Source organism: Myxococcus sp. SDU36 (genome assembly GCF_030168875.1).
In the GTDB taxonomy this organism is placed as follows: Bacteria; Myxococcota; Myxococcia; order Myxococcales; family Myxococcaceae; genus Myxococcus; species Myxococcus vastator.
On sequence record NZ_CP077414.1, the window covers coordinates 1,449,542 to 1,471,794 of the forward strand.

At 69.5% G+C, this 22,253-nt stretch carries 18 protein-coding genes and 1 pseudogene; 11 read left to right on the forward strand and 8 right to left on the reverse strand.

What is annotated here, in order from left to right; translation table 11 throughout:
- Positions 1-21: 21 nt before the first annotated feature.
- The 3 genes from typA to KGD87_RS06085 all read right to left on the reverse strand — a co-directional run bounded on the left by typA (position 22) and on the right by KGD87_RS06085 (position 4,599).
- Positions 22-1,863 carry a translational GTPase TypA gene (gene typA / locus KGD87_RS06075; RefSeq protein WP_284666542.1) on the reverse strand — a complete coding sequence of 614 codons (1,842 nt, stop codon included), beginning with the start codon at positions 1,861-1,863 and terminating at the stop codon, positions 22-24.
- A gap of 211 nt (positions 1,864-2,074) precedes the next feature.
- Entirely contained in the window at positions 2,075-3,016 is a 942-nt protein-coding gene (locus KGD87_RS06080; RefSeq protein WP_284666543.1) for an alpha/beta fold hydrolase, read from the reverse strand.
- Entirely contained in the window at positions 3,013-4,599 is a 1,587-nt protein-coding gene (locus tag KGD87_RS06085; protein ID WP_284666544.1) for a sigma 54-interacting transcriptional regulator, read from the reverse strand. Before KGD87_RS06085 ends, KGD87_RS06080 begins: the two co-directional genes overlap by 4 nt.
- 116 nt (positions 4,600-4,715) lie before the next feature.
- On the opposite strand from KGD87_RS06085, the gene KGD87_RS06090 reads away from it, so the two are divergent.
- The 5 genes from KGD87_RS06090 (at position 4,716) to KGD87_RS06110 (ending at position 9,200) form a co-directional block, all read left to right on the forward strand.
- On the forward strand, positions 4,716-5,723 hold the full coding sequence (locus tag KGD87_RS06090) for a cation diffusion facilitator family transporter (RefSeq protein WP_284666545.1): 1,008 nt from the start codon (positions 4,716-4,718) through the stop codon (positions 5,721-5,723).
- Between the two features lie 92 nt (positions 5,724-5,815).
- Positions 5,816-6,850, forward strand: a complete 1,035-nt coding sequence (locus KGD87_RS06095; RefSeq protein ID WP_284666546.1) for a hypothetical protein — start codon at positions 5,816-5,818, stop codon at positions 6,848-6,850.
- Positions 6,851-6,876: 26 nt separating this feature from the next.
- On the forward strand, positions 6,877-7,434 hold the full coding sequence (gene rsmD, locus KGD87_RS06100) for a 16S rRNA (guanine(966)-N(2))-methyltransferase RsmD (protein WP_284666547.1): 558 nt from the start codon (positions 6,877-6,879) through the stop codon (positions 7,432-7,434).
- A gap of 45 nt (positions 7,435-7,479) precedes the next feature.
- The gene (gene coaD, locus KGD87_RS06105; RefSeq protein ID WP_163784165.1) at positions 7,480-7,962 is read left to right on the forward strand and encodes a pantetheine-phosphate adenylyltransferase; all 483 of its coding nucleotides are present in this window, start codon (positions 7,480-7,482) and stop codon (positions 7,960-7,962) included.
- A gap of 47 nt (positions 7,963-8,009) precedes the next feature.
- The gene (locus tag KGD87_RS06110; RefSeq protein ID WP_284666548.1) at positions 8,010-9,200 is read left to right on the forward strand and encodes a pyridoxal phosphate-dependent aminotransferase; all 1,191 of its coding nucleotides are present in this window, start codon (positions 8,010-8,012) and stop codon (positions 9,198-9,200) included.
- Positions 9,201-9,204: 4 nt separating this feature from the next.
- Here the strand turns inward: KGD87_RS06110 and KGD87_RS06115 are convergent, their stop codons facing one another.
- Entirely contained in the window at positions 9,205-10,215 is a 1,011-nt protein-coding gene (locus KGD87_RS06115; RefSeq protein ID WP_284666549.1) for a hypothetical protein, read from the reverse strand.
- 122 nt (positions 10,216-10,337) lie between these two features.
- On the opposite strand from KGD87_RS06115, the gene carB reads away from it, so the two are divergent.
- On the forward strand, positions 10,338-13,589 hold the full coding sequence (gene carB / locus KGD87_RS06120; protein WP_284666550.1) for a carbamoyl-phosphate synthase large subunit: 3,252 nt from the start codon (positions 10,338-10,340) through the stop codon (positions 13,587-13,589).
- Positions 13,590-13,598: 9 nt separating this feature from the next.
- On the opposite strand, the gene KGD87_RS06125 is transcribed toward carB, so the two are convergent.
- Positions 13,599-14,684 carry an NADH:flavin oxidoreductase gene (locus tag KGD87_RS06125; RefSeq protein ID WP_284666551.1) on the reverse strand — a complete coding sequence of 362 codons (1,086 nt, stop codon included), beginning with the start codon at positions 14,682-14,684 and terminating at the stop codon, positions 13,599-13,601.
- Between the two features lie 217 nt (positions 14,685-14,901).
- Between KGD87_RS06125 and KGD87_RS06130 the strand changes: the two genes are divergently transcribed.
- Complete coding sequence (locus KGD87_RS06130) at positions 14,902-16,044, forward strand: fatty acid desaturase family protein (protein WP_284666552.1); 1,143 nt, start codon at positions 14,902-14,904, stop codon at positions 16,042-16,044.
- Positions 16,045-16,059: 15 nt separating this feature from the next.
- Here the strand turns inward: KGD87_RS06130 and KGD87_RS06135 are convergent, their stop codons facing one another.
- Entirely contained in the window at positions 16,060-16,542 is a 483-nt protein-coding gene (locus tag KGD87_RS06135; protein ID WP_284666553.1) for an SRPBCC family protein, read from the reverse strand.
- Positions 16,543-16,571: 29 nt separating this feature from the next.
- Positions 16,572-17,051, reverse strand: coding sequence for a hypothetical protein (locus KGD87_RS06140; protein WP_284666554.1), 480 nt, complete (start codon positions 17,049-17,051; stop codon positions 16,572-16,574).
- A 205-nt stretch (positions 17,052-17,256) separates the two neighbouring features.
- Here KGD87_RS06140 and KGD87_RS06145 point away from each other — a divergent pair, with 205 nt between their 5' ends.
- Entirely contained in the window at positions 17,257-17,970 is a 714-nt protein-coding gene (locus KGD87_RS06145) for a ferritin-like domain-containing protein (protein WP_284666555.1), read from the forward strand.
- A 22-nt stretch (positions 17,971-17,992) separates the two neighbouring features.
- Positions 17,993-18,598: a peptide deformylase gene (gene def, locus KGD87_RS06150; RefSeq protein ID WP_284666556.1), complete on the forward strand. Its 606-nt coding sequence runs from the start codon at positions 17,993-17,995 to the stop codon at positions 18,596-18,598.
- Positions 18,599-18,616: 18 nt separating this feature from the next.
- Here the strand turns inward: def and KGD87_RS06155 are convergent, their stop codons facing one another.
- A complete protein-coding gene (locus tag KGD87_RS06155) occupies positions 18,617-19,111 on the reverse strand; it encodes a PaaI family thioesterase (protein WP_284666557.1) in 495 nt (164 codons plus the stop codon).
- Positions 19,112-19,142: 31 nt separating this feature from the next.
- On the opposite strand from KGD87_RS06155, the pseudogene KGD87_RS36865 reads away from it, so the two are divergent.
- Both KGD87_RS36865 and KGD87_RS06170 read left to right on the forward strand, forming a co-directional pair.
- A pseudogene (locus KGD87_RS36865) lies at positions 19,143-19,755 on the forward strand (MBL fold metallo-hydrolase).
- Between the two features lie 189 nt (positions 19,756-19,944).
- Positions 19,945-22,164 carry an MltF family protein gene (locus KGD87_RS06170; protein WP_284666560.1) on the forward strand — a complete coding sequence of 740 codons (2,220 nt, stop codon included), beginning with the start codon at positions 19,945-19,947 and terminating at the stop codon, positions 22,162-22,164.
- The last annotated feature ends 89 nt before the right edge of the window (positions 22,165-22,253 follow it).

The following is a 22,253-nucleotide window of genomic DNA, read 5'->3' on the forward strand; positions in this document are numbered from 1 at the left end:
ACTTCAGTCGGGCGCGGAGGCCTAGTCGGCCGCGCGCTCTTCACGCTTGCGGTCACGCTCGGCGCGGTAGCGGTCACCCACCGCCAGCGCCCGCTTGCGCATGCGGATGGACTTGGGCGTCACCTCGACCAGCTCGTCGTCGGCAATCCACTCCAGCGCCTTCTCCAGCCCCATCTCACGCGGCGGGGTGAGGATGACGTTCTCGTCGCGGCCGGAGGCCCGGATGTTGGTGAGCTTCTTCTCGCGGCAGCAGTTCACGTTCAGCTCGGACGCGTGCGAGTGCTCGCCGATGATCATGCCCTCGTACACCGTGGTGCTGGCGCCGATGAACAGCGAGCCACGCTCCTGGATGCTGAAGAGCGCGTAGGGCACGGTGTCGCCCAGGCGGTCGGAGACGATGGCGCCGTTCTGCCGCTTGGGGATGTAGCCGAACCACGGCTCGAAGCCGTCGAACTGGCTGCTCATGATGCCCTCGCCACGGGTGATGGTGAGGAACTCCGAGCGGAAGCCGATGAGGCCGCGCGCGGGGATGCGGAACTGGAGCCGGGTGCGGCCCGAGCCCAGGCTGCCCATGTCCACCATGCGGCCCTTGCGGGGCCCCAGGCGCTCCGTCACGGCGCCCACGCTGTTCTCCGGCACGTCGCAGAAGAGCAGCTCCATGGGCTCGTGCACCTGGCCGTCCACAACCTTGGTGATGGGCTCCGGGTTGGAGGCCGTCAGCTCGTAGCCTTCGCGGCGCATGTTCTCGATGATGACCGCCAGCGCGAGCTCGCCGCGGCCCACCACGCGGAACGCGTCCGGCGTCTCGGTGTCCTCCACGCGGACGGCCACGTTGCGGTAGGCCTCGCGGTAGAGGCGCTCACGCAGGTTGCGGGAGGTGACGAACTTGCCTTCCTTGCCCGCCAGCGGCCCGTCGTTGACCTTGAAGATCATCATCATCGTGGGCTCGTCCACGGTGATGCGGGGCAGGGCCACCGGCTTCTCGGCGTCGGCGATGGTGTCGCCGATGGAGATCTCCTCGATGCCGGCGATGGAGACGATTTCACCCGGACCCGCGTCCGGAATCTCCACGCGCTTCAGGCCGGAGAAGCCGTACAGCTTGACGATCTTCCCCGGCTGCAGCTTGCCGCCCTCGCGGCAGACGGAGACGGGCATGTTGGCGGTGATGCGGCCGGCCTGCACGCGGCCCACGGCCAGACGGCCGACGTAGTCGTCGTAGTCCAGGTTGGCGACGAGCAACTGCAGCGTCGTCTCCTGCGACGTCGGCGGAGGCGGGATGTGGTTGATGATGGCGTCGTACAGGGGCTCCAGCGTCTTGCCGGGCACGTCCAGGTCCGTGGACGCCTGACCCTGGCGGGCGACGGTGTAGAGGACGGGCATCTCCAGCTGCTTCTCGTCCGCGCCCAGGTCGATGTAGAGCGAGTACACCAGGTCCAGCACGTCCTTCGCGCGGGCGTCCTGGCGGTCGATCTTGTTGATGACCAGCACCGTCTTCAGGCCCATGGCCAGGGCCTTGCTGAGCACGAAGCGCGTCTGGGGCAGGGGACCTTCGGCGGCGTCCACCAGCAGGATGACGCCATCGACGAGGCGCAGACCGCGCTCCACCTCACCACCGAAGTCGGCGTGACCCGGGGTGTCGATGATGTTGATCTGCATGCCCTTGTAGTTGACCGCGGTGTTCTTCGCGAGAATGGTGATGCCCTTCTCTCGCTCGAGGTCGTTGGAGTCCATCACCCGTTCGGCGACGTGCTCGTTGCTGCGGAAGGTGCCCGCCTGCCGAAGCAGGTGATCGACGAGCGTGGTCTTGCCATGGTCAACGTGGGCGACGATGGCGACGTTACGGATGTTTTCGCGAGGAATCATACGAACCGAACTGTGATGGAAGGTGGGGTACGCCCGAGGAGGTCGGGGCTTCCGAACCCCACCGGAACCCGGAAGGCGGGCGCTTATATGCCGCGAGTGCGTCCCCTGCAATGCAGCCGGAAGTCCAGCATCCGAGCGGGCGGGTTTTCACTCCTGCCACCCATGAACAACACCCGGGTGTCGGCACCTTCCAACGGGCGTTTATGCCCGCTCAATGGCCTGGGGGAGGACTCACCGCCGGTGTAGGTGAAGGGGAGAGGGCGGCGGTGCGCACATTCAGCCGCTCCCGAAGGAAGCGCTCGACGCGGGCCTCGACCCGCCCGGGGGCTTCGAGTGGGGCGGTGTGGGTGCCGTCGGGGATGAGGTCCAGCTCGGCGCCCGGAATCCGGGCGGCCATCTCCTCGGAGATCCACCCGGGCGTGAACTTGTCCTGGCCGCCCGCCACCACCAGGGTGGGGGCGTCCACGTAGGGCAGGTGGTCCCACGCGTTGTGCTCCGCCATGGACTCCAGGGTGCGCACGAAGACGACGGGGTCCATCCGGGCCAGGTGGTCGAAGTAGGGGGCCAGGTCGTTCCGGGCGATGCGCTCCCGGTTCATCTCCAGGGTGATGGCCAGCTGCACCGCCAGCTCCGTGCGCAGCACCGTGTGGATGATGCGGGCGGCCTGTTCCGGGTAGCGCTCCACCACGCGGCGGATGAGCGGGAACGCCCGCTTGAGCGCGGTGGAGTCGTGGAAGGTGTCCAGCGGGTTGCCGTAGCTGCCACACACCAGGACGAGCCCACACACGCGCTGGGCGTAGCGGCGCTGGAACTCCAGCGCCACCTGGACGCCCATGGAGTGGCCGAAGAGGACGGCGCGCTCCATCCCCACGGCGTCCAGCATCCGCCGCAGGTCATCGCAGGTGTACCGCATGCCGATGCGCGAGCGGTCCGCGGGGACGGTGGAGCGGCCGTGGCCCCGGTAGTGCCAGCGCAGCACGCGGTGGTTCCGGACCAGGTAGGGCGCCAGGTACTTCCAGGCGAAGCCGTCACAGCCCAGGCCGTCACAGAGGACGATGCCCGGGAGGCCGTCTCCCTGGACCTGGTAGTACAGCTCCGCGCCGTCCGGGACGCGCAGGCGGTCCTGGTGGAAGTACCGCGTGCCGGGGCTCATGCGTCGCCCAGCTCCGCCTCGTCCTCGGGCAGGCCCTTGTCCAGGCCGTAGCGGGAGATCTTCAGGATGAGGTTGGAGCGGCTGATGCCCAGCTCTCGCGCCAGCCGGCTCTTGTTGTAGCGCGTGCGCATCAGTCCCTGCTGAATCATCTCCCGCTCCAGCGCCTCCACGGCCTCGTGCAGCTTGCCGTGGGCGCGCGGAGAGATGAAGGGGCCTCCGCCGGGCAACACGGCGTCGCGGATGCGGCTGGAGATGAGCTCGGCGGGAATGGACTCCAGCTCGCCCCCCAGCACGAGCAGGCGTTCGATTTCGTTCTCCAGCTCGCGGATGTTCCCCGGCCACGCGTAGGCGCCCAGGATGGCCAGGGCCTCCGCGTCCAGCCCCCGCGCGCGCTGGCCCTCGCGGTGGTGCTTGCGCAGGAAGTGGTCGATGAGGACGGGCATGTCGTCGCGCCGCTCCCGCAGGGGCGGCAGCTGCACGCGGATGACGTTGATGCGGTAGTAGAGGTCCTCGCGGAACTCGCCCCGCTTCACCAGCTCACCCAGGTCCTTGTGGGTGGCGGCGATGACGCGGACGTTGACCTCCTTGAGCTGCGTGCCACCCACGGGCAGGAAGGTGCCCTCCTGGAGCACGCGCAGGAGCTTCACCTGCAGCGCGGCGGACATGTCGCCCACCTCGTCCAGGAAGAAGGTGCCGGTGTCGGCGACCTCGAAGAGGCCCTTCTTGTCGCGCAGCGCCCCGGTGAAGGCGCCGCGGGTGTGGCCGAAGAGGGCGCTCTCCAGCAGGTTGTCGTTGAAGGCGGAGCAGTTCTGCACCACGAAGGGCTGCTGCGCGCGCGGGCCGCTGAGGTGGATGGCGCGGGCCACCAGCTCCTTGCCGGTGCCGGACTCGCCGTTGATGAGGACGGTGGAGTCGGAGTTGGCCACCTTCTCCATCAACCGGAACACCTCCATCATGGGCCCGGAGCGTCCGATGATCTTCTCGAAGCGGTAGCGCTCATTCAGCTCGCGGGACACGGCGGGCGCGCCGTCCTCCTGGCGGGAGGCCTCCGCCGCTTCGTGGCTGGCGATTTCGTTCGCCGCGCACTCGAGCAGGTCGGACAGCTTGCTCAGGTCGGCGCCGTCCAGGACGGGGACCTGCTCGCTCAACCCGTCCAGCGCCGCGTGCGGCGGGGCGAACTGGCGCACCTTCGACTTGAGGACGTCCGCTTCACGCGCGTCGAGCGGCTGGCGGGCAAAGCCCTCGACGAAGAGGAAGCCCTCGTATTCGTTGGCGATGTAGAGGGGCGCGCCCACGATGGTGAAGTTGAGGTGGCAGTCGTGGATGAGCGAGCGGCGCACCTTCTTGTTGGCCTTGAACTTCTCGTTCAGCACCCGGACGGACTGGCCGCAGCGCCGCAAGCCCTCCTTCGAGGTCAGGGCGACGCGGCAGAGGGCGTTCGGCGGCGGGCTGAATTCCCCGCGCTGCCACTCACGCACCACGCCGTGGCGGTCCGCGAACGTCAGCTCGACCTGCCACCACTTGCGGATGACATCCCTGAGCATGATGATGGTGTGCAGGTTCAGATGCTTCCCGTAGTCCATCCCCACCTCCGTCGCGTCTCCCCACGCTCCGGAGCAGGGGACGCCGGGCCTGGCGGCGGCCAGATTCCCGGCCTCTCATACCTCATGAATGGGCATTATCCGCACCCCCCTCTCCTGTGACTACCTCCCCTTACACCCGCGGTGAAGCCGGGCATGGTCACGAGCATGACCACGACGGTCATGGCCACCATCATCATCACGGCCATGGGCATGGGCACGGCCATGGGCACGGTCCCCGGAAGGGCGGACTGGCGGAGGAGCGGAAGAAGGACAAGCGCCGGCTCATCTTCGCCCTGGTGCTGACGGCCACCATCGCGTTGGCGGAGGCGGTGGGCGGCTGGCTGACGAACTCGCTGGCCCTGATGTCCGACGCGGGCCACATGCTGACGGACGTGTCCGCGCTGGCGCTGAGCCTGGTGGCGCTGTGGTTCGCGGGCAAGCCGGCGGACGTGAAGAAGACGTACGGCTACTACCGGATGGAGATCCTCAGCGCGCTGCTCAACGGCGTGCTGCTGATGGGCATCACCGGCTTCATCCTCTATGAGGCGTGGGAGCGGGTGCGCTCGCCGGCGCCGGTGGACATCGGGCCCATGGCCATCGTGGCCTCGGTGGGCCTGCTGGCCAACCTGGGCGCGCTGGGGTTCCTGCACAGCTCCCACTCCATGAACGTGCGCGGGGCCTTCCTGCACGTGCTGGGGGACACGCTGTCGTCGGTGGGCGTGCTCGTGGGCGCGGGCATCATGGCGTACACGGGCTGGTACGTCGTGGACCCCATCATCTCGGTGGTCATCTCGCTCGTCATCGTCATTGGCGCGGTGCGGCTGGTGCGCGACGCGGTGGACGTGCTGATGGAGGCGGTGCCGGCGCACGTGGACCTGGCGCAAATCAAGGAGCTGATGCTGCGCGCGCAGGGCGTCACGGCGGTGCATGACCTGCACGTGTGGACCATCTCCAGCGGCGTCTACGCGCTGTCAGCGCACCTGGTGGTGCAGGACCCCATGGTCTGCAACAACGACGAGATTCTCTCCGCGGTGAAGCACGACCTGTACGACCGCTTCGGAATCGACCACACCACGATTCAAATCGAGAGCGAGACCTACGCCCACCTGGGTGAGGTCCACTGACGGCCCTCGGGCCCCGGGGGCGTGCCCCAGCGGACGCTCCTGACAGCTTCACCTTGCCTCGGACGGCGCGGGCGGATGATTCTCCGCGCTCCATGAACGTGCTGGACAAGGTGCTGACGTTACGGCCGGGGAACACGGTGGCGCGGGTGGGCGCGGGCTCGCGCGTGCCGCTGCTCAACCCCCGGGAGCTGCTGCGTGCCCTGGCGGAGGCGCCGGTGGCGCTGCCGTGTCTGCCGGTACAGGCGAAGGGCGCCTTGCCAGGGCTGCTGCGCGCGGCCCGCTCCGAGGACGCCGTGCTGGGGCTGGCCTGCCCCCACCCCCTGTCGGACCGTGGGGCGCCCGAGCGCTTCGTCGCGGCCGCGCACCAGGTGGCCGCAGAGGCCGAGCACGCGCGGCCGCTGTTCCTCCAGGCCGGGCCCATTCGCGTGGCCCGGGCGGACGCGGACACGCTGGACGCCCTGAAGGACGGCATCTACCGCGTGGTGGACGCCGGCTTCTCGCTGGTGTCGTTGGACCTGTCCCGGCTGGACTCCTACGAGGCCGTGGAGGCCGTGAATGCCCTGGTGGCGCCGGTGACCGAGCGCGAGCTGGCGCTGGAGCTGACGGGACCGGCCGCCTCGGGTGGGTTCGTGGACGCGTACCGGACGCTGCTGGAGGGCCTCAGGCAGTGGAAGGTGCCGGTGGACTTCGTCCGGGTGCCGGAGTCCGCGCTGGGCGAGGGCGAGCCGGACGTGCGGCTGCTGCGGAGCCTGGTGGAGCTGGCCTCGGAGTACGACGCCGCGCTGTCGGTGGGCGAGGCGGGCGCGGCCCGGGTCGGCGGGCTGCCCACGTACGTGGCGGCGGGCGTGCGCAAGGTGGACTGCGTGGGCGGCTTCGAGCGGCTCGCGCTGGGGGCGTGGCCGCCGGACGTCCGCGCCAGCGTGGAGGAGAAGGCCGCTGCCGCCGGACTGCCCGCGGGCCAGTTGCTGAGCGTGCTGGAGGAGCAACTGCCGCCGCTGGACGACGCCGCGCGGGAGAAGCTGGAGGCCCTGTCCTTCATGGAGGCCACCGAGGTCCTGGCCGCGCTGGGGGCCACGCGCACGGGTCAGGCGTCGCTGCGCTTCCTGGCGGAGAAGCGGGGCGACTGAGGCCGGAGCGGTGTAGAAGGGGCCCCATGCGAATCGTCGCCGGCACCGCCAAGGGCCGCGCCCTGGCCGGCCCCAAGTCCTCGTCCCTTCACATCCGCCCCACGGCCGACCGCGTCCGGGAGACGCTCTTCAACGTGCTGGGCCAGTTCCTGGACGGCCAGCGGGTGCTGGACCTCTACGCCGGCACCGGCGCGCTCGGCCTGGAGGCCGTGTCTCGCGGCGCGGGGCAGGCGGTGCTGGTGGACCAGGACCGCGAGGCGCTCACCCTCTGCAGTGAGAATGCGCGGGCCGTGGGGCTCTCCGGGCAGGTGGAGGTGCTGTCCGCGCCGGTGGCCCGGGCGCTGGAGACGCTGAAACGGCGAGGCGACCGCTTCGAGCTCATCTTCGCGGACCCGCCGTACGCCGCGCGCGTGGTGGAGACGGTGCTGGACGGCGTCGTGGCCGCCGGGCTGCTGACGCCCTCCGGCATGGTGGTGGTGGAGCACGACAAGCGCGAGGCGGCCCCGGACACACATGCGGGGCTCGCCCGGGAAGACCAGCGCCGCTTCGGGGACACGTTGGTGAGCTTCTATCGGGCGCCGTGAGCAGTCCTTGACCGGCTGCCGGGGGCATCCGAGACTTCCAGGCACATGCCGGTCGCCATCTATCCTGGTTCTTTTGATCCGCTCACCAACGGGCACCTGAGCCTCATTCAGCGCAGCCTGAAGATGTTCGATCGGCTCATCGTGGCCATCGCGGTGAACCCGAAGAAGACACCGCTCTTCACCGAGGACGAGCGGCGCGCGTTGATTCGCGAGGCCGTCCAGGACGACCGGGTGGAGGTCGACGCCTTCCACGGTCTGCTGGTGGACTACGTGCGGCGCCGCAATGTGGGCGTCATCGTCCGCGGCCTGCGGGCGGTGTCGGACTTCGAATACGAGTTCCAGCTCGCGAACATGAACCGCAAGCTGGCGCCCGACGTGGAGACTGTCTTCATGATGACGGGGGAGGACTACTTCTACATCTCCTCCAACCTGGTCCGGGAGGTGGCCTCCTTCGGGGGGGACGTCACCGGGCTGGTGCCGCCCAACGTGCACGAAGGTTTGAAGGCGAAGTTCGCTGGAAGGAAGTAGCGGGCAGGCCCCTTGTCCGGCGTGGCGCTCCGCGTTAGGCAGGGGACATGAAACTCGCTCGCCGGCTCCAGGCCATCAAGCCGTCTCCGACGCTCGCTCTCAACTCGCGCGCCAAGGCGCTCGCCGCCAAGGGTGTGGATGTGGTGGTCCTGGCCGCGGGAGAGCCGGACTTCGACACGCCGGACTACGTGAAGCAGGCCGCGGTGGAGGCGCTGCGCGCGGGCTTCACCAAGTACACCGCCACCAACGGCATCCTGGAGCTGCGCGAGGCCATCTGCGCCAAGCTCGAGCGGGACAACGGGCTGCGCTACACGCCGGACCAGGTGCTCGTCACGTCCGGTGGCAAGCAGGCCCTCTACAACTTCTGCCAGGCGGCGCTGGAGGAGGGTGACGAGGTCATCATCTTCGCGCCCTTCTGGGTCAGCTACCCGGACATGGTGCGGCTGGCGGGCGCCACGCCCGTCATCGTCCCCACGCGCGAGGAGGACGGCTTCGCGCCGGACCCGGACGCCATCCGCCGCGCGCTCACGCCGCGCACGCGCGCCGTCATCATCAACAGCCCGGGCAATCCCACCGGCGCCGTCTACTCGCGCGCGGCGCTGGAGCGCATCGCGGAGGTGCTGCGGCCCCACGACTGCCTCATCGTCACGGACGACATCTACGAGAAGCTGCTCTTCACCGACGAGCGCCTGGGCATCAGCGACGTGGCGCCGGACCTGGTGCCGCGGCTGGTCGTCGTGAACGGCATGAGCAAGGCGTACTCCATGACGGGCTGGCGCCTGGGCTACATCGCCGGGCCCAAGCCGTTGGTGGCCGCCATGCAGATGGTGCAGGACCAGTCCACGTCCAACGCCTCGTCCATTGGCCAGAAGGCCGCGCTGGCGGCGCTGCAAGGGCCGCCGGACACCATCACCACCATGGTGAAGGAGTACCGCGAGCGCCGTGACTTCTTCGTCGCGGGACTGAACGCGCTGGACGGCGTGCGCTGCCGGATGCCCGAGGGCGCCTTCTACGCCTTCGCGGACGTGCGGGGCCTGCTGGGCCGCTCGTACAAGGGCAAGCCGGTGACGTCCTCGATGCAGCTGTCGGAGATTCTGCTCGACGACTTCCGCGTCGCCGCCGTGCCCGGCGAGCCGTTCGGCGCGGACGGCTACGTGCGCATGAGCTTCGTCACCTCGCGCGAGGTGCTGCAGAAGGGCCTTGCCCGCCTGGGTGAGCTGGTCAAGGCCCTGAGCTGACCGCTCAGTCCGTGTAGGCGAAGGCGCGGAACTCGTCGCGGTACTGGCGGTAGACGAGGACGGCGGGGCGGCCGGAGAGGTTGCCCACGGCCGTCCACACCTCCTTGGGGTTGCGCAGGTCCAACCCCAGCCGCGCGGGCGCCTTGCCGTACTTCTTCTCCATGGCCTCCAGCGGCATCACCTCCACGTCATAGAGGGTGATGAGGTCCGTACGCTTCAGCCGCAGCTGCTTCACCCACGCCGACACCAGCTCCTCCGGCGTGGCGTAGCGCTCCGCCTCCAGGCTGAACGGGTAGAGCAGCTCGTTCGAGGCCGTGCGCACGTCCCCTGTCAGCAGCGACTGGAAGAGGAAGCGCGCGTCCGCCTGGATGTCCCGGTGGATCTGCTCCTCGGGCGACAGCGGCGGCGTGTCCGGGACGGGCTCGCGCTGCAAGTCAAGGATTCCGGGAGGCAGGTTAATCGGCGGTGCGTCCGCTTGGGGCGGTGTGGGCGCCGCGCGAGTCGACTCGGCGGTCGCCGGCTTCTGCGCGGCGGGGGCCGCGGACTTCGGGGGCGCGGCCTCGGCCTTCTCCGCGGATGCCCCGGGCGATGCGGTGGGCTCGGCCTTCTTGGCGGCGGTGGCGCCTGCCTTCTTGGCGGGTGCCTCAGCGGCAGCCGGCGCAGCGGGGGCTTCAGCGGCAGGAGGCGCCGCGGGGGCCGCGGCCGTCTTGGGCGCTGCCTCGGCCGCCTTGGGCGCAGCTTCGGCCGCCTTGGGCGCAGCTTCGGCCGCCTTGGGTGCTGCCTCGGCCGCCTGGGGCGCTTCTGCCTCGGCGGCCTTGGGCGCGGCCTCGGCCGTCTTGGGCACGGCCTCGGCCGTCTTGGGCGCTGCCTCGGCCGTCTTGGGCGCTGCCTCGGGCGTGGGGGCCTTCACCGCGGTCGGCGGGGGCTGGGCGCCTTCGGGCGCGGGGGCGGCGGCATCCTGGGCGAGGGCGGGGGACGCGAGCGAGACGAGCAGTGCCAGGGACCAGTGGCGCATGGAACCTCCGTGGGCGGCGGAGCCTAGCAGAGGACGGCGGGCGGGGCCCGGCGTCCGTGCGAGCGGGCGGCCTCAACACAGTCCTCGCATGTGGGGGCGGACGTTGGTATGGGGGCGCCCCGATGCCCAAGCGTACCGATATCCGCAAGGTTCTGGTGATTGGCTCGGGTCCGATTGTCATCGGGCAGGCCGTCGAGTTCGACTACTCCGGTACACAGGCCATCAAGGCACTCCGGGATGAAGGCGTGGAGGTGGTGCTGCTCAACAGCAACCCCGCCACCGTGATGACGGACCCTGAGTTCGCGCATCGCACCTACATCGAGCCGATAACGGTGGAGGCGGCGGAGCGCATCCTCGCCGCGGAGCGGCCGGACTCGCTCCTCCCCACCATGGGTGGCCAGACGGCGCTCAACCTCGCCAAGGCGCTGGCGGAGCAGGGCATCCTGGCGAAGTACGGCGTGCGCCTCATCGGCGCGTCCCTGGAGGCCATCAACAAGGCCGAGGACCGCCAGCTCTTCAAGGCGGCCATGCAGAAGATTGGCGTGGCCCTGCCCAAGAGCGGCTACGCGACGACGCTGGACCAGGCGATGCAACTGGTGGAGGACATCGGCTTCCCGGCCATCATCCGCCCGTCCTTCACCCTGGGCGGCACCGGTGGCGGCATCGCGTACAACCGCGAGGAGTTCGAGGCCATCTGCCGCTCGGGCCTGAAGGCCAGCCCCACCACCACCATCCTGGTGGAGGAGAGCGTGCTGGGCTGGAAGGAGTACGAGTTGGAGGTGGTCCGCGACACGGCGGACAACGTCATCATCGTCTGCTCCATTGAAAACCTGGACCCCATGGGCGTGCACACCGGTGACTCCATCACCGTGGCGCCCGCGCAGACGCTGACGGACCGCGAGTACCAGCGGATGCGGCAGGCGTCGCTGGCCATCATCCGGGAGATTGGCGTCGACACGGGTGGCTCCAACATCCAGTTCGGCATCCACCCGAAGGACGGCCGCATGGTCGTCATCGAGATGAACCCGCGCGTGTCTCGCTCCAGCGCGCTGGCGTCGAAGGCGACGGGCTACCCCATCGCGAAGATCGCCGCGAAGCTGGCGCTGGGCTACACGCTGGACGAGCTGCGCAACGACATCACCCGGGACACGCCGGCCTCGTTCGAGCCGACGCTGGACTACGTGGTGGTGAAGGTGCCGCGCTTCAACTTCGAGAAGTTCCCGCACGCGGACCGGACGCTGACCACGAGCATGCGCTCGGTGGGCGAGGTGATGGCCATTGGCCGCACCTTCCCGGAGGCGTACATGAAGGCGCTGCGCTCCATGGAGCTGGGCCGCGTGGGCCTGGAGTCTCCGGAGCTGCCCGCGGAGAAGGAGGAGCGGGAGAAGGTGCTGCGCGAGGCGCTGCGCATCCCCCGCCCGGAGCGCCCCTGGTTCGTGGCCCAGGCCTTCCGCGAGGGCCTGACGGTGGAGGACGTGCACGGGCTGTCCGCCATCGACCCGTGGTTCCTGCGCTACATCCAGATGCTGGTGAACGAGGCGCAGTCGCTGCAGGAGTACGGCCGCCTGGACCAGCTCCCGGATGACGTGCTCCGGCAGGCCAAGGCGCACGGCTTCTCCGACAAGTACCTGGGCAAGCTGCTGGGCTATCCGGAGGACGACGTGCGGGCGCACCGCCACGCGCGTGGCATCCGGCCCGTCTTCAAGCGGGTGGACACCTGCGCCGCGGAGTTCGAGGCGTACACGCCCTACCTGTACTCCACCTACGAGGAGGAGGACGAGGCGCCCCCCACGGACCGCCAGAAGGTCCTCATCCTGGGCAGTGGCCCCATCCGCATCGGCCAGGGCATCGAGTTCGACTACGCCTGCGTCCACGCGGCCTTCGCCCTGCGCGAGGCCGGCTACGAGACGGTGATGGTCAACTGCAACCCGGAGACGGTGTCCACCGACTACGACACGTCGGACCGCCTGTACTTCGAGCCGCTGACCATCGAGGACGTGCTCGAGGTGTCCCAGCGGGAGAAGCCGGTGGGCGCCATCGTCCAGTTCGGCGGCCAGACGCCGCTGCGCATCTCCGTGCCGCTGGAGAAGGCGGGCCTGCCCATTCTTGGGACGCCGCCGGACGCCATCGACCGCGCGGAGGACCGTGAGCGCTTCTCCAAGCTCATCGAGAAGCTGGGCCTGAAGCAGCCGGAGAACGGCGTCGCGCGCAGCCACGCGGAGGCCTTCAAGGTGGCCGAGCGCATCGGCTACCCCGTCATGGTGCGGCCCTCCTACGTGCTGGGCGGCCGGGCCATGGAGACCGTCTACGACGTGTCCAGCCTGGAGCGGTACATGCGCGAGGCGGTGAGCGCTTCGCCCGAGCACCCGGTGCTCATCGACCGCTTCCTGAAGGAAGCCATCGAGGTGGACCTGGACCTGGTGGCGGACCGCACCGGCGCGGTGATGATTGGCGGCGTGCTGGAGCACATCCAGGAGGCGGGCGTGCACTCCGGTGACGCCGCGGCCACGCTGCCGCCGCACTCGCTGTCGCCGGACCTGGTGGAGCGGATGAAGGACCAGGCCATCGCGCTGGCGCGCGAGCTGGGCGTGGTGGGCCTGATGAACGTGCAGTTCGCCATCCAGGGGAAGACCATCTACATCCTGGAGGTGAACCCGCGCGCGAGCCGCACGGTGCCCTTCATCTCCAAGGCCACCGGCGTGGCGATGGCGAAGATCGCCGCGCTCTGCATGGTGGGCAAGACGCTCCAGGAGCTGGGCGCCACGCAAGAGCCGGAGTTCAAGCACGTGGCGGTGAAGGAGAGCGTGTTCCCCTTCGCGCGCTTCGCGGGCGTGGACGTCATCCTCGGGCCGGAGATGAAGTCCACCGGCGAGGTGATGGGCCTGGCGAACGACTACGCGTCCGCCTTCGCCAAGAGCCAGCTCGCCGCGGGCGTGAAGCTGCCCAAGAGCGGCAAGGTGTTCATCTCCGTCAAGGACGACGACAAGCCGGCGGTGGTGGACCTGGCGCGGCGCCTGCGCAGCATGGGCTTCTCGCTCATCGTCACCGCCGGGACGCACACCTACCTGGCGACGAAGGGCATCGAGGCGCAGGTGGTGCAGAAGGTGAAGGAGGGCCGCCCGAACATCGTCGACAAGATTGTCGACGGCGAAATCGTGCTGGTCATCAACACCACCTTCGGCAAGCAGGAGATCGCCGACAGCTTCTCCATCCGCCGCGAGTCGCTGATGCACTCGGTGCCGTACTACACGACGGTGCAGGCGGCGCGCATGGCGGTGGGCGCGCTGGAGTCGCTCAAGCGCGCGGAGCTGGAAGTGAAGCCGCTCCAGGAGTACCTGGGCATCACCGCGGCGCCCCCGGGCACCCGGCGCTGACACGCCGCCTCAGGTGGGCTGGTCCGTCACGAAGCCGCGCCAGTTGCGCATGTAGTTCACGAAGACGTCGGACAGTCCCTCGGCGTTGAGCGCGCTGGGGGACAGCGGCGGCTCCTGGAGCGCGTCGCCTCGCTGCACGCGGCGCGGCCAGTCATGATTCGCGATGGCCGCGCGGCCCACGGCCACGGCGTCCGCGCCGCGCGCGAGCTGGGCCTCTGCCTCCTCGCGCGTGCGCACCTCGCCCGCGACGACGATGCGAACACCGGGGCCCACGGCGTGCCGGAAGAGCGGCGTCGCGTGCTGCTCTGGCCGCTTCCGGGTGTTGAGCGCCGCCTTCCACAGGGACAGGTGGAGGATGTCCACGCCCTCGCTCGTGAGCATGCGCGCGACCTCCAGCGACTCGTCCAAATCCAGGCCCTTGGCCTGCCCCGCGTCCTCCGGTGACAGGCGCACGGCGAGGACCAGGGAGGGCGCCGCGCGCCGCACCGCGCGCACGGTCTCCTGCAGCAGGCGCCAGCGGTTCTCCAGCGCGCCGCCCCAGCGGTCCTGCCGGCGGTTGAAGACGGTGCTCAGGAACTGCGAGAGCAGGTAGCCGTGTGCGCCATGGAGCTCCACGGCGTCGAACCCCGCCTCGGCGCAGCGGCGCGCCGCGCTCGCAAAGGCTTCAATGACACCCTCGATGTCGGCCTCGGTGGCTGCGCGGCAGCGGAGGCCGTCCGCGTCATACGCGCTGGCGCTCCACACCTCACGCTGGCTGACCTCGGCGTTGGCGCGCAGGCCGCCGTGGAAGAGCTGCGCGGAGAGCAGGGCGCCCCCTTCATGGATGCGCGCGGCCAGGCGCTTCAGCCCGGGCAGCATCGCGTCGTCGTGCACGCCCAGCTCGCCCGGCCACGCCTTGCCGTCCTGCGAGACGTAGGCGGCGCACGTCTCCACCATGCCGAAGCCGCCGTCGGCGCGCATCGCGAGGAAGCGAAGCTCCGCGTCGGAGAGCGAGCCATCGGGATGGCTCTGGGTGTTCGTCAGGGGCGCAAGCCAGATGCGGTTGGGCGCGATGACACTCTTTCGGAGCTCGAGGGGAGCGAACAGGTCTGTCATGTCGGAACCTTGCTTTCGAAGGGCGTGAGTCGCCACCCCGTGGGCCGGACTCAGAGTGCGGGGTATAACCCGCGCTTCGTGCCTCCGCATGGCCTCGTGTGGAAGCAGGGGCCGAGGGAAAGCGTGGCTGGACGCCCGCGGACCCTGGCGGCTACCTTTCGCGCCGCGCCGTTGCCTCCTTCCCCCGCGCCACCTCCGTGACCCAGGAGAGCTCTTCATGCCGTCCCAGTCCGCCCCCGACTTCGACATTTCTTCCGTGGACGTGGAGGGGTTTCTCCGTGAGTTGAAGGCGCTGCGTGAGCAACTGGACGCATCGCTCGGAGAGGCGGATGCGGCGCACCTCCGGAAGATTGAACGCTGGGGCAGGGCGGCGACCGTGCTGGGCGCGGCGACGTGCTGGCTGGCGCCGAACCCGCTCAGCGCGGCGGCGCTCAGCGTGGGGCGCTCCACGCGCTGGCTGCTGATGCACCACGTGGGGCACCGGGGCTATGACAGGGTGCCGGGACTGCCTGCGTCTCGCACGGGCAAGGGCTTCGCAAAGGGGCGCCGCCGCTACCTCGACTGGCTCGACTGGATGCTGCCGGAGGCCTGGGTGTTCGAGCACAACGTGCTCCACCATTCGCACACCGGCGAGGACGCGGACCCCGACCTCCTGGAGCGCAACGCGGAGGGGACGCTGCGCAACCCGGAGCGCTCGCTGGCGCTGCGGTACGTGCAGCTCACGCTGCTCGCGCTGACGTGGCGGGCCAGCTACTACGCACCGGAGACGCTCAGCTCGCTGCGCCGCAAGGGCCGGCGCAAGGGTGGGGACCTGACGCGCGAGGAGCTGAAGGAGCTGCTGCTGAGCTGCTACCTGCCGTATTCGGCCGTGCAGTTCGGGCTCTTCCCGGCGCTCTACCTGGTGCTGGGGCCGTGGGCGTCGTTCAGCGCGTTCTGCAATTCGGTGATGGCGGACGTCCTCACCAGCCTGCACACGTTCCTGGTGGTGGGCCCGAACCACACGGGCGAGGACCTGTACCGCTTCGACTCGAAGCCGGAGAGCCGTGGCGAGCGCTACGTGCAGCAGGTGATTGGCAGCGCGAACTACCGGACGGGCGGAGACCTGAACGACTTCGCCCACCTGTGGCTGAACTACCAGATTGAGCACCACCTCTGGCCGGACCTGCCGATGCTGAAGTACCGGGAGGTGCAGCCGCAGGTGAAGGCCCTCTGCGCGAAGTACGGCATCCCCTACGTGCAGGAGAGCGTCTGGACCCGCGCGAAGAAGATGGTGGACGTCGTGGTGGGCAAGACGTCCATGCGGAAGCTCTCGCCGAAGCGCCAGGCCGGAGTGGCGGCGGCGCCAGCTCCCGCGGCGTGAGGCCGCGACGTCCGGCTACCCGGTGTAGGCCGCGAGGTTCGCCAGGGTCGAGGTCAGTCCCTCGATGTGGTCCTCCTGGCGAATGCCTGCGGGCACGTCTTCACAGGTGATGGTGACGCGGGTGCCCCCGGCGACGGGCGTCAGCGTCCAGGTCATGGTCATCGTGCCCGCGTAGGCGGGGTCATCCGATTCGAACGCGAATCGCTGCACGACGCGTTCGTTGGGGACGAGCTCCACGAAGAGGCCCTCGACGACGTCCTCGTGCGCGGAGGTCTTCCCGGGCGCGGTGTGGTCCGCGTTGTCGTAGGCGAGCGTCATCCGGTACGTCCCGCCCGCGCGGGGTTCAAACGCGTGGAGGTGGCCCTTCATGCCTTTCGGTGGGAGCCACGTCGCCACGGCCTCGGGCTCCACGAAGGCCCGGTAGAGGGCCTCTGGCGAGGCCGCGATGACTCGTGAAGCCGAGTCGGTTCTCTTCCCGGGGCCTGTCGTGTCCGTCACTCGGTCATCCTGTTCGTGGGTGGGGCGACTCACGCGCGCCGCGTGGTGCGTGCCAGCGTCTTTCGTGGAGGTGCTTCGGCGGCGTCGTGCCGGACGGCCTCGACATCCACCACGCGGGAGCCATCTGGCGGAACCGGCGGGCCCAGCGTCACCACGAGCACGCGGTAGGACTCCTCCAGCCGCTTGTGCAGCTTGGAGAAGAGCAGCTGGGCGGTGCCGGGCATGTCCTCGGTGTACGTGAAGTACCAGCGCAGCTCGTCCAGGCGGCCGTAGAAGTGGTCCACCACGGCTTGTTCCTGCTCGGGCAGGTGGATGAGCTGGTCGAACGCGCCGCTGGCGTACCGCGACGCGATGGAGTCCAGGAGCGGTTCGCGGCTGCGCAGGCGGGAGAAGAGCGCGAACATCTCATCCTGGCGGGCCTCGAGCCTGCGCATGATGCCCGCGGCGTCCATCGCGAGCAGGTTTCGGACGCGGGAGGCCAGTTCATCGGCCTTCTTGCGACGAGCCATGGCGCGTCAGCCTAGCATCAGCGTGGACGCGCCTGCGCCCGGACCGTGCGCTGCCCACCGCAATGACTCGCTGCGACAAATGCTTCCTTTCGCGCGGCCTGTCTCGCGCGTCGGCTACGCTCAGCGTTTCGAGGCCACCATGAACGACGCTCCTGATGATGGCTGTCCGGCCGACCCGGGTCTGCCCCGGAGACCGGGGCGAACGATGCCAGCCGCGCTCCGGCAGCTCGTCGCGGAGACCTGGGTCTTCCGCAGGCAGGAGGAGCTGGACGCCAGTCTACGCTTCGCCCGACTGGCGGGAGCGCTCAAGGAGCTGGCCACTCCCGAAACGCTGGTGGAACTCGCGCGCCGCGCGTCGGAGGACGAACGGCGCCACGCGGGCATGTGCGAGCTGATGGCGCGCACCTACGGGCAAGAGGTGATGCCCCCCGTGCCCCTGGTGGCGCGGGAGACCGCTCCGCGAGACCTCGGCCTTCGCGAGCGAGTGCTCTACGAAGTCGTCGCCGCCTGCTGCATCTCGGAGACCGAGAGCACAGCCGGGTTGACCTCGGTCCTGGCCGTGGACGGACCGCCTCGGGTGCGCGCGGTGCTTCGGGACATCCTCCGGGACGAGGTCGCGCACAGCCGTCTAGGGTGGGCCTACCTCACGCATGCCTCCGAATCGGGCGACGTGTCGCTGCTCTCGCCGTACCTGCCGGAGATGCTGGAGGAGAGCGTGTCGCCCAGGCTCTTCGCGAAGGGCCTGTCCGATGCGGACAGCGCCACGCTCCTGGCGCACGGCGTGCTGCCGCATGCGCGCAAGCTCGAGGTGTTCATCCAGGCCCTGCATGACGTCGTCTTCCCCGGCCTGGAACGGTGCGGAGTGGACACCACCCCCGGACGGCAGTGGGTGGAGGGCCGTCGTCAGTCCGGCGCGTAGCGGGCCCTGCTACGCTGGCGGCATGGTGCTCAAGATTGTCCAGGCGGGGGACCCGGTGCTGCGGCGCAAGGCGCGCGATTTGACGCCGGAGGAGATTGCCAGCCCGGAGACGGCGCGACTCATCGAGCAGATGCGCGACACCATGCGGGACGCGCCCGGTGTCGGGCTGGCGGCGCCCCAGGTGGGCGTGGGCCTGCGAGTCGTCGTCATCGAGGACCGGGCCGAGTATCAGGCGGGCCTGTCGGAAAGGGAGCTGGCGGCGCGAGGGCGCAGGCCCGTTCCCTTCCACGTGCTCATCAATCCCAGGCTGGTGGTGGAGGACGCGGCACCCGCGGAGTTCCACGAAGGGTGCCTGAGCGTGGCGGGCTTCGCGGCCCTGGTTCCTCGCGCCAGCGCCGTGCGCGTGGAGGCGCTCGATGAGCACGGCCAGGCCGTGACCATCCAGGCCCGGGGCTGGTACGCGCGCATCCTCCAGCATGAGCTGGACCACCTGGACGGCGCGCTCTACGTGGACCGGATGGAGACACGGAGCTTCACCACCGCGGAGAACCATCGCCGGTACCAGATGGGGCGCGGCACCGCGGAGCTGCGCGCCGAGCTGGGCCTGCCAGTGCCCGACAAGGGGTAGGGCACGGGGCCTTTCGCGTCAGCCTTCGCGGCCGTGCGCCGCGGCCTTCAATTGGGCCGTGTCGACGCGGACGAAGATGGAGTCGCCCACCGCGGTCAGCGTCTCGCCGGCGAAGACCTCACAGAGGACTCGGCTCTTGCGTCCGACTTCGCCCTCCACCCGCGCACGGAGGGTGAGCGGGACGCCCATGGGCGTGGGCTTGATGAACTTCACGCCCAGGCTCCCCGTGACGCATTCGATGGCCGGCGAGCTGCCAGGCGAGCGGCCTTCCGCGCGGTAGTGGTACGCCATGGCCGTCCAGTTCGAGTGACAGTCGACCAGCATGGCAATCAACCCGCCATAGACGAGGTCCGGCCAGCCGCTGTACCGGTCATCGGGCGTGTGGCGAGCCACCACGTGGATGCCGTCCTCATCCCAGTAGCTCTGGATGTGCAGGCCGTGAGGGTTCTTGCAGCCGCAGCCGTAGCAGATGCCTTCCGGCGCGACGACTTCCTGAAGAGAGGCGTTTTCCATATAGGGCCCTGACTGGAGGGGAGTCGCAACGATGCGTACATCGCTCACTGAAGTCCAGGCAGGTCCCTACACGGTCCGAGGCGTCTCCGTGGGCGGCGTGTACACGTCGCTCCAGGTGCCCGAGCTGGACGTGGTGCTCGACGTGGGGCTGCCCATTCGTTCCTTCTGCGGCTCGGACCGCATCTTCTTGAGCCACGCGCACCCGGACCATGCCAGCGGGCTGGGCTCGCTGCTCGGCATCCGTCGGCTCATCGGAAAGGGGGCACCCCAGGTCTTCCTGCCCGCGGAGATCGAGGAGAACGTCCAGGCGTCGCTCGCCGTGATGTCGCGCCTGCACCACCGACACCGTGTCTCGCGTCCTGGACACGGAGCCGAGCCTGTTCGACTCGCGAGTCCTCATCCTCGAGTGCACCTTCGTCGACGCGAGCCACTCCGTGCAGGACGCCCAGGCGAAGGCGCATCTCCACCTGGACGAGCTCCTCGCGCGCGCGGACCAGTTCCGCAACGAGGCCCTGGTCCTCATGCACTTCAGCCAGGCGCTTCCTCCTGACGCCGTCCATGCCACGTTGCGCGCGCGACTGCCGCCGTCGCTGGCTGAACGCGTCCGCGTCTTCGCGCCCGAAGCGGGCCGTTGGTTCGGGTGAGCCGCGCACTCAACGTGAGTGCGCATGTGTGCGCGCCCGCCGCGCTTCGGAATCCACCCGGCAAGTCAAGGCCAGGGGTGGGTTCAATCGACCATGCGGAATCGGGTAGAGATTTACGTCGAGGGTGTTCGTGCGCCTCCGGCCTGGGGCGTCGCGTCGCGGACATCCGTGCCAAGGGGGTACCTCCTGATGCCGTTGGTCCGTCCAAGCCCGTCGTCCTCGCGGTGGCTCGTTTCCGCCGCCCTGTTCCTGTTGGTCGCTTGCAAGAAGGAGCCTGCGGAGGCTCCGGCGAAACCGTCGAAGCCCGCTGCCACGGCCTCGGCGAACCCGGAGGATTCACCCTTTCCGGAAGCGCCCCTGGCGCCCACGGGCGCCACCACGGAGTCGGTGAGCGCGCGGTTGAAGGAGCCCCCGTTCAAGGGAGACCTCCCGGAGCTCCAGAAGCGGGGCGTGCTGCGCGTGTTGGTGGAGGGCACCGACGAGGACTTCCTCCCGCGCCAGGGCATGCCCAAGGCGCAGGACCGCGCGTTGCTGGAGCGCTTCGGGGCGAAGCACGGACTGGCGGTCGAGTTCCTCACCGTGGACAGCTTCGACAAGCTCATCTCGCTGCTTCAGGAGGGCCACGGGGACGTCATCGCCGCCGACCTGGCGGTGACGAAGGACCGGGAGAAGCAGGTCGCCTTCACGCGCCCCCTGACGCGCGTCAACGAGGTCGTCGTGGGCCGCCGGGGCGCGGACGACCTGCCGCGGAAGGTGGAGGACCTGGCGGGCCGCACCGTTCACGTCCGCGCCAGCTCCACCTTCGCCGCGTCGCTCCAGGCGCTGGCGAAGAAGGAGGCCCCGGGGCTCGTCATCGCGGAGGCTCCTGAGTCCGCCGAGCCCGAGCATCTGGTGTGGCAGGTGTCGCGCGGGGAACTTCCCCTGACGGTGGTGGACAGCCACCTGCTATCGGCCATCGAGACGTACAACACGGACGTGGAGGCGCTCTTTCCCGTCGCCAAGGCCCGTCCGCTGGCGTGGGCCATGCGTCTGGAGAACCCGAGGCTCCGCACCGCGCTGAACACGTTCCTGGTGGAGTTCGCCCTCACGGAGTACCGCGAGAAGCGGTTCACCGGGGACCTGGACGGCATCCGCAAGCGTGGCGTGCTGCGCGTGCTCACCCGCAACAGCGCCGTCAGCTACTACCTCCACCGCGGGGACCAGGCCGGCTTCGACTACCACCTGGCGAACATGATCGCGAAGGAGCTCGACGTCCGGCTGGAGATTGTCGTGCCGCCGACCTTCGACCAGCTCATCCCGTGGTTGAGGGAAGGGCGCGGGGACCTGATTGCCGCGGCGATGACGGACACCGCGGCCCGCCGGGAGCGGGTGTCGTTCAGCCGCCCGTACCTCTACACGGACGAGGTGCTGGTCCAGCGCAGCGGCGCCCCGAAGCTCGCGTCGCTGGAGGCGCTGAAGGGGAAGACGGTTCATGTGCCGAAGGGCACCAGCCACGCCGCGACGTTGAGCGCCTTGAAGGGCGTGCACGGCTTCACCGTCGTCGAGGAGCCCGAGGACCAGGAGATCAGCGCGCTCCTGGACCGCGTGGCGCGCGGCGAGATTCCGTACACCCTCACCGACAGCCACATCCTCGCCGCGGAGCAGGTGTTCCGGGACGACGTGGAGGCCGCCCTCACGCTGCCGGGGCAGGGCGAGCCGGCCGGGAAGGACGGCCACTACGGCATCGCCTTCGCCGTTCGGAAGGAGAACGCGAAGCTGCAGGCGTTCCTCGATGGCTTCGTGAAGAAGACGTACCGGGGCGTCGAGTACAACATGACGCGCCGCCGCTACTTCGAGGGCCGCCGCCACCAGCCGCCCCCGACGAGCCTCGCGACGGCCGAGGGCAGCATCTCGCCTTACGACAGCCTGGTGCAGTCGTACTCGGCGCGGTACGGCCTGGACTGGCGGTTGATGGTGGCGCAGATGTTCCAGGAGAGCCGCTTCAACCCGAAGGCGCGCAGCTACGTGGGCGCCCAGGGCCTCTTCCAGGTGATGCCCGTCACCGGGAAGGAGCTGGGCTTCGTCAAGCTGGAGGACCCGGAGCAGGGCATCCACGCGGGGGTGAAGTACATGCACCAGATGCTGGGCCGCATCGCCCCGGAGATTCCCTTCAAGCAGCGGCTGCGCTTCGCGCTGGCCTCCTACAACGCGGGGCTGGGCCACGTCCTGGATGCCCGCCGGCTGGCCATCGAGCAGGGGTTGGATCCGAACAAGTGGTACGGCAACGTGGCGAAGGCGATGCTGCTGCTCGAACAGCCGCAGTACTTCAAGCGAGCCCGCCACGGCTATGTCCGCGGCTCCGAGCCGGTGAAGTACGTGTCGGAAATCCAGACGCGGTACGGCAACTACGTGGCGGTGGTGCAGCACTGACCTCCCGTCACTGGGTTGCACATGAGTCGCGACTCGCCGTGGCAGACCTGCTAAAGCGCGGCGGATGAGCACGTCATCGCCCAGGCATG

Coding starts and splice junctions, on each gene's coding strand:
- typA (WP_284666542.1), bottom strand. CDS start 1,863: ATGATTCCTCGCGAAAACATCCGTAACGTCGCCATCGTCGCCCACGTT.
- KGD87_RS06080 (WP_284666543.1), bottom strand. CDS start 3,016: ATGAGCCCCGGCACGCGGTACTTCCACCAGGACCGCCTGCGCGTCCCG.
- KGD87_RS06085 (WP_284666544.1), bottom strand. CDS start 4,599: ATGGACTACGGGAAGCATCTGAACCTGCACACCATCATCATGCTCAGG.
- KGD87_RS06095 (WP_284666546.1), top strand. CDS start 5,816: ATGAACGTGCTGGACAAGGTGCTGACGTTACGGCCGGGGAACACGGTG.
- rsmD (WP_284666547.1), top strand. CDS start 6,877: ATGCGAATCGTCGCCGGCACCGCCAAGGGCCGCGCCCTGGCCGGCCCC.
- coaD (WP_163784165.1), top strand. CDS start 7,480: ATGCCGGTCGCCATCTATCCTGGTTCTTTTGATCCGCTCACCAACGGG.
- KGD87_RS06110 (WP_284666548.1), top strand. CDS start 8,010: ATGAAACTCGCTCGCCGGCTCCAGGCCATCAAGCCGTCTCCGACGCTC.
- KGD87_RS06115 (WP_284666549.1), bottom strand. CDS start 10,215: ATGCGCCACTGGTCCCTGGCACTGCTCGTCTCGCTCGCGTCCCCCGCC.
- carB (WP_284666550.1), top strand. CDS start 10,338: ATGCCCAAGCGTACCGATATCCGCAAGGTTCTGGTGATTGGCTCGGGT.
- KGD87_RS06125 (WP_284666551.1), bottom strand. CDS start 14,684: ATGACAGACCTGTTCGCTCCCCTCGAGCTCCGAAAGAGTGTCATCGCG.
- KGD87_RS06130 (WP_284666552.1), top strand. CDS start 14,902: ATGCCGTCCCAGTCCGCCCCCGACTTCGACATTTCTTCCGTGGACGTG.
- KGD87_RS06140 (WP_284666554.1), bottom strand. CDS start 17,051: ATGGCTCGTCGCAAGAAGGCCGATGAACTGGCCTCCCGCGTCCGAAAC.
- KGD87_RS06145 (WP_284666555.1), top strand. CDS start 17,257: ATGCCAGCCGCGCTCCGGCAGCTCGTCGCGGAGACCTGGGTCTTCCGC.
- def (WP_284666556.1), top strand. CDS start 17,993: ATGGTGCTCAAGATTGTCCAGGCGGGGGACCCGGTGCTGCGGCGCAAG.
- KGD87_RS06155 (WP_284666557.1), bottom strand. CDS start 19,111: ATGGAAAACGCCTCTCTTCAGGAAGTCGTCGCGCCGGAAGGCATCTGC.
- KGD87_RS06170 (WP_284666560.1), top strand. CDS start 19,945: ATGCCGTTGGTCCGTCCAAGCCCGTCGTCCTCGCGGTGGCTCGTTTCC.